The organism is Hyphomonas sp. BRH_c22, assembly GCF_000961795.1.
Lineage (GTDB): Bacteria > Pseudomonadota > Alphaproteobacteria > Caulobacterales > Hyphomonadaceae > Hyphomonas.
In genome coordinates, this window is the sequence record NZ_LADU01000121.1 from 1 (window position 1) to 5,778 (window position 5,778).

Below are 5,778 nucleotides of genomic sequence, written 5' to 3' on the forward strand. Positions count from 1 at the left end.
GTAGAAATAGCTGATCGGCTTTTTCAGCGCGATGGCCACTTCGCGCAGGCGGCCCGCCGACATCCGGCTGTGGCCGGCTTCGTATTTCTGGATTTGCTGGAAAGTGACTCCGAGAAGCTGGGCGAGACCGTCCTGGGTCAATCCCATTTCGCGGCGCCCCTGACGCAATTGCTGGCCAACGAAGCGATCCGCGTCGGTCGGCTTTCGGGCATCGTGGCCACCTGGGCTATTTGTTTTAGGCATGATAAAATCCACTACTCCGTATATGTTATTCAAAACAAGGAGTTTGAGCAGGCATTTGTTCCGGCAAGGCGCTGCAACAGGGTATTTAACTGCAGTGAAGCACCGCAATCGCTCCCGACAGGGACATTTGCGCGGCGAGCGCCTATTCGATGGCGCCGCCCAGCGCGAGATAGAGGGTGATCCGCGATTCAACCTGCGACCGGCGAAGCGACAGCAAGGTCCGGTCGGCCTGGAAACTGCGCTGCCGGAAGGTCAGCACATCCAGCAGGTCGATGGCGCCTTCCTTGTACTGGATTTCAGCAAGCTGGAGTGTTTCGCGGGCGTTCTTTGCAGCTGTCTCGACGAAGGCAGACCGGTTGCGCAAGGTCTCGACATCGTCGAGCCGCCCTTCCACATCGGCATAGGCATCAAGCACCGTGGCGCCGTAATTGGCGAGCGCGATCTGGCCGCTGGCCTCGGCCGCCGCGATCCGGGCATCGGTCAGGCCGCCATCGAACAATGTGTCGGCCAGCCGCAGACCGAGCGAGAGGGCGAGGGCGGCCGGGTCGAGCACATCTGCGAGATCGCTCGTGGCACTCGACACGCCGCCTGACAGGGACAGGCCCGGCCAGCGGCTCGCCCGCGTCACGTCTGTGCTGGCAAAGGCCGCGCGCACGCCGGCTTCAGCCGACAGGACATCCGGGCGGCGCCTCAAAAGGTCGGCAGGCTGGCCTGCCAGCACCACGTCAACGACGACAGGCAAGGCATCGGTCACCGTCATCGTGCCATCGGGATAGCGCCCGAGCAGGACTTCCAGCGCGCGGATGGCGCTGCGCTGCGAGGCGAGCGCCAGTTCCAGCGAGTCGCGCGCGTTCGCCACATCGGATTCAGCCAGCACCTGTTCGCGGCGGTCGGCGGCGCCCAGTTTGTAGCGCACGTCGACAATGCGCAGCGTCTCTTCCTGAGCTGCCAGGGTCGCGCGCGTCAGGGCCACCTGATGGCGCGCGTCAATGGCGACGGCATAGGCGCGCGCAACGCCGGCAGTGAGTGATTCGCGGCTCGCCCGGTAGACGGCCCTGGCGCTTTCGAGATCGTATTGCGACGCGAGGATGTCAGAGCGGATCGCGCCCCAGAGGTCAGCTTCCCAGCTGGCATCAAGGCTTGCCGTGTATCGCTCCGTCAGATCGAAATCCTCAAAGTCGGAAGACCCTGACGCGCCTGCGCTGGCGCCAATGCCTGGCAGCAGCCCGGACCGGGACTGGCGCAGGAAGGCTTCAGACCGCCGTACGCTTTCGGCACTGGCGCGCAGGCCGGGATTGGCCGCGAGGGCCTGTTCCATCAGCGCCAGCAGCGCCTCGTCGCGGATGATCCCGGCCCAGGTGTCAGCCACCTCACCATCGACTTCCGGTCCGAAGGCCCAGGCCTCCGGCGCGCTCAGCGCACTCGCTTCCTGCGAAATCAGGCTGCCGGGTTCGGCTGGCGTTTGCGTCGAGTTGCACGCAGACGCCAGGGCAGCCACAAGAACCAGCGCAAGGGCAGGGGTAAGCTTATTCATGTCGAAGTGCCTCGATGGGGTTGAGCCGCGCCGCCTGCCGGGCGGGAAAGAATCCGAAGAACAGGCCGATCAGTGCCGACGCGCCAATCGCTATGATCGCGATGCGCGGGGAAATCTCAACAGGAAACTCCCCCAGTTTCGCGGCAAGTTGCGCCGCGCCCACGCCAAGGGCAGATCCGATCAGGCCGCCGACGAGGCAGAGCGCCAGCGCCTCGGCTAGGAACTGGCCCAGAATGTCCATGCCGCGCGCGCCAACCGCCATGCGCAGGCCGATTTCCCGCGTGCGTTCCGTCACTGACACCAGCATGATGTTCATCACGCCGACGCCGCCCACGATCAAGGATACGGCGGCGGTAAAGGCCAGCAGCACGCCGAATGTCGCCTGCGTGCTGGACCGGGCGCGAATGAAATCGGCAATGTTGAACACGCGGAAATCGTCGGCGCCGCCGGGCGCGATGCGGCGGATCTCGCGCAGCCGCGCCTCCAGCTGTTCCTGCGCCTGCGTCATGTCGTAACCAGCCGTGATTCCCACTTCCATGCCTGTCACATATTTCGCGACCGTCGGGTTTCCACCTGTAATGCGGTTGCGGGCGGTGTTGATGGGCACGATGACAAGGTCGTCGCGGTCGCCGCCGGGGCCCGCAGATGCCCCGCGCGTTTCCAGCACGCCGATGATTTCCAGAGGCACATTATTGGCCCTTATCGTCTGCCCTACCGGATTGGTGCCTTCAAACAGATTGTCGGCCACGGTCCTGCCGATGATCGCGACGGCGGCCCCGGAACTCACCTCGCGCTCGTCGAAGAAGCGCCCTTCGGCGGTCTGCAGCGACTGGGTGATGAAATAATCGGTATTGGTGCCGTAGAGGCTGGTCGACCAGTTGTCCTGGCCGGAGATCACGGTGACCGAGCCGGAATTGCGGGCGGCGACGGCGGTGACGAATGGTTCCTGCCGGATCAGATCGATATCGGCGTCGGTAAACGGCTGGTCGGAGGAGGCGCCGCTCGAGCGCGGACCGCCCCGCGACGCGCCGGGATAGATCGTCAGGTTGCTGGCGCCGAGGCTCGCGATCTGGTCGTCGACCTGTCTGGCGGCGCCTTCGCTGATCGCCATCATCGCCATCACGGATGCGACGCCGATCATGATGCCCAGCATGGTGAGAAAGCTGCGCAGGGGGTTGGCCATCAGGGCCTCAAGGGCCGAACGCAGGGCGACGCCGATTTTCATACGCGTGTCCTCTCATCCCGTTCGACCTGTCCATCACGGAAATGGATCTGGCGGGCCGTATAGGCGGCGACTTCGATCTCGTGCGTCACCAGGATGACCGTGATGCCCTGGCTGGCGAGGCCGGTCAGCAATTCCATGATCCCTGCGGATGTCTTCGTGTCCAGCGCGCCGGTCGGCTCGTCGGCCAGCAGGATGGACGGGCGTCCGGCCAGCGCGCGGGCAATCGCCACGCGCTGCTGCTGGCCGCCGGATAATTGCATCGGCCGGTGGTCCATCCGGTCGCCCAGACCGACCAGTTCCAGGCATTCACGCGCGCGGGCGGTGGGCTCTGCAACCGGCTTGCGGGAATAGAGCAGAGGGAGTTTGACATTGGCGAGCGCGCTGGCGCGGTGCAGCAGGTTGAACTGCTGGAAGACAAAGCCGATCGTTGAATTCCTGAGATCGGCCAGCTCATCGCGGTCAAGCCGGGACAGGGGCCGGCCCCGAATCGTAAGTTCACCGCTCGTCGGCACGTCCAGCGCGCCGATCATGGTCATCAGGGTCGACTTGCCCGATCCTGACGGCCCCATGATGGCGGTCATCTCGCCTTCGGCGAAATCGAGATTCACCCCACGCAGGGCGAAGACGTCCTGCGTGCCCATGCGGTAGACCTTGGTCAGGTCCCGGCAGGTGATGAGGGGGGCCGCTGCGTCCGGCATGCCTATTTGTCCGTCGCGGCAAAGGTCAGACGGGTGACGAACGTGTCGCCTTCATCTGCGCCGCGCAGGATTTCGACATTCTGCCCGTCAGACAGTCCGACCGAGACAGACACGGTTTTCAGCGTGCCGTCGCCGACCGGCTGATAAAGGTCCACCTGGCGCCGGGACGCGCGCTCATTCAGGGTTTTCTGCACCAGTGCCAGCTCATCGCGGCTGAGATTGTCGCGCAGCACCTTGTCCATGCGTGACTGGATCTTCTCGCGCATGCCGGCCCGGTCGAATGTCGCGCCGGCCTCGCCCATGCTCGCGCGCACCTTCTCCATCTCGGCGCGGATTTCCGACTCGATCCGTGTCCTGCGCTCGGGCGCGAGGTCGAGCCCCGCCAGCATTGCCTCTGCGGGGCTGCCGGCCTCGCCGCCCGGCCGTGCGACGCTGCGCGCCTGCCCGCCGCTCCCGGTGTCGCCCGAAATCACGGTGACGCCCTCGCTTGGCGGCCGGAACCGGATCGCCGATTCGGCAAGGCGCAGCACGCCTTCGCGCTTCTCGGCGGTGATTTCGACATTCGCCGTCATGCCCGGCAGCAGGCGGCCTGACCGGTTCTCTGCCGCAATCACAACCGTATAGGTCACGACATTCGACAGGGTTTCGGAAGCAAGCCGCACCTGTTCGACCGTGCCGGTAAAGGTCTCGTTCGGATAGGCGTCGACCTTGAACGTGGCCGGGTCGCCCGCATCGATCCCGCCAATATCGGATTCGACCACGGCCGCATCGATACGGATGTCTTCAAGATTCTGCGCAATCTGGAACAGGATGGGCGCCGAGAATGAGGCGGCCACTGTCTGGCCGACATCGACGGAGCGTTCGATCACGACGCCATCAATCGGCGAGCGGATGATCGTGCGGTCAAGGTCGAGCTGCGCCGACTGCAGGCTCGCCTGGCGCTGGCTGAGTGTTGCCTGCGACGCACGCAGCTGCGCGCGCGACACGTCAAGCGCGGCCCTGGCGACGGCAAGCGCCCGCTCGGCATCTTCGAGGGAGGATTGCGCAATGGCGTCCTGGGCATACAGCGCCTGGACACGGCGGTAGTCCCTTTCGGACTGGGCCAAGCTCGCCTCGGCCGACGCGATATTGGCTCTCTGGACGTCAAGGCTGGCCCTTGCGCTGGCAATGTCTGCCTGCGCCGAGGCGACGCGGCTCTCGAATGTCTGCGGGTCGATCCGTGCGATGATGTCGCCTTCCTTCACTTCGGAATTGAAGTCGGCGTCCAGTTCGATGATCTGCCCCGAAACCTGCGAGCCGACCTCCACGGTTGTCAGCGCGCGCACGGCGCCGGAAGCCGTGACCAGGCGCGCCACGTCACCGCGCTCAACCCCGCTCGTCTCGAGGGTGAAATCGCCGGGCTTCGCCGCGCCGTTACCGCGCAGGAAAAGGGCCCAGAAGGCGATCAGCGCCGCGAGGCCGCCCAGGGCGTAAATCAGTTTCTTGTCGATCTTGCGGGTCAATGTCGTGCTCTCGCTCTCGCGTCCGGGTCAAAGCCTCATCCGGCCGCCCCACGCGGGGTGCAGGCCGGGCGAATGCGAATGTCATGTGGAGCGTTGCAACGCACCTGCCAGATCAAACGCCCGGCGGACACGAATCCGTCGGCGCGCGCTGCAGTTATCGCTGGCAAGAGCGCATCTGTGGACGGCGGCCCCTTGGCAAGAGATTTTTTGGCGGTCATTTGCAGTTTGGCCGATAGCGGGCATCTGTTCGGCCTATTTGGGCGGCTTTCAGATGCCGCTGGCCATCATGCGTTCCGCAAGATGAGGTCCCTTACAAAAGCCCGCACTTGAAGGTGCTTGCGCCCAGGTGGGTTGTCCTCACTTGTTGAACCTACGGGTCTGCATGACCTCCTTTTGCTCTCACCAATCTCGTTTTGCGCCTTAGCGGCTCGGCGACCTTATGCCGGCATCAACTTTGCCGGATTGAACTTCTCCCCTTTCACCATCAGGGCCCAGATCATTCGGCCCATCTTGTTGGCCATCGCGATTGCGACAACCATCATGGGCTTACGCTCCAGCAACCGGCTGAGCCAAGGG

5 protein-coding genes and 1 pseudogene are annotated in these 5,778 nt (G+C 64.6%); all 6 read right to left on the bottom strand.

Annotated elements, in window-relative coordinates; genetic code table 11:
* The coding region (locus VR74_RS17260; protein ID WP_045698891.1) for a helix-turn-helix transcriptional regulator at positions 1 to 243 on the bottom strand (243 nt) is incomplete at its 3' end.
* A gap of 142 nt (positions 244 to 385) precedes the next feature.
* Positions 386 to 1,777, bottom strand: coding sequence for an efflux transporter outer membrane subunit (locus tag VR74_RS17265; protein ID WP_045698885.1), 1,392 nt, complete (start codon positions 1,775 to 1,777; stop codon positions 386 to 388).
* The gene (locus VR74_RS17270; protein ID WP_045698887.1) at positions 1,770 to 3,002 is read right to left on the bottom strand and encodes an ABC transporter permease; all 1,233 of its coding nucleotides are present in this window, start codon (positions 3,000 to 3,002) and stop codon (positions 1,770 to 1,772) included. The genes VR74_RS17265 and VR74_RS17270 overlap by 8 nt, the downstream gene beginning before the upstream one ends.
* The gene (locus VR74_RS17275; RefSeq protein ID WP_045698888.1) at positions 2,999 to 3,700 is read right to left on the bottom strand and encodes an ABC transporter ATP-binding protein; all 702 of its coding nucleotides are present in this window, start codon (positions 3,698 to 3,700) and stop codon (positions 2,999 to 3,001) included. The genes VR74_RS17270 and VR74_RS17275 overlap by 4 nt, the downstream gene beginning before the upstream one ends.
* A 2-nt stretch (positions 3,701 to 3,702) precedes the next feature.
* Positions 3,703 to 5,202: an efflux RND transporter periplasmic adaptor subunit gene (locus VR74_RS17280; protein WP_045698890.1), complete on the bottom strand. Its 1,500-nt coding sequence runs from the start codon at positions 5,200 to 5,202 to the stop codon at positions 3,703 to 3,705.
* Between the two features lie 437 nt (positions 5,203 to 5,639).
* A pseudogene (locus tag VR74_RS21265) lies at positions 5,640 to 5,778 on the bottom strand (IS110 family transposase); the annotation flags it as partial.

Excerpts from the sequence above, each read along its gene's own strand:
- VR74_RS17265 (WP_045698885.1), bottom strand. The coding sequence starts at position 1,777 with ATGAATAAGCTTACCCCTGCCCTTGCGCTGGTTCTTGTGGCTGCCCTG.
- VR74_RS17270 (WP_045698887.1), bottom strand. The coding sequence starts at position 3,002 with ATGAAAATCGGCGTCGCCCTGCGTTCGGCCCTTGAGGCCCTGATGGCC.
- VR74_RS17275 (WP_045698888.1), bottom strand. The coding sequence starts at position 3,700 with ATGCCGGACGCAGCGGCCCCCCTCATCACCTGCCGGGACCTGACCAAG.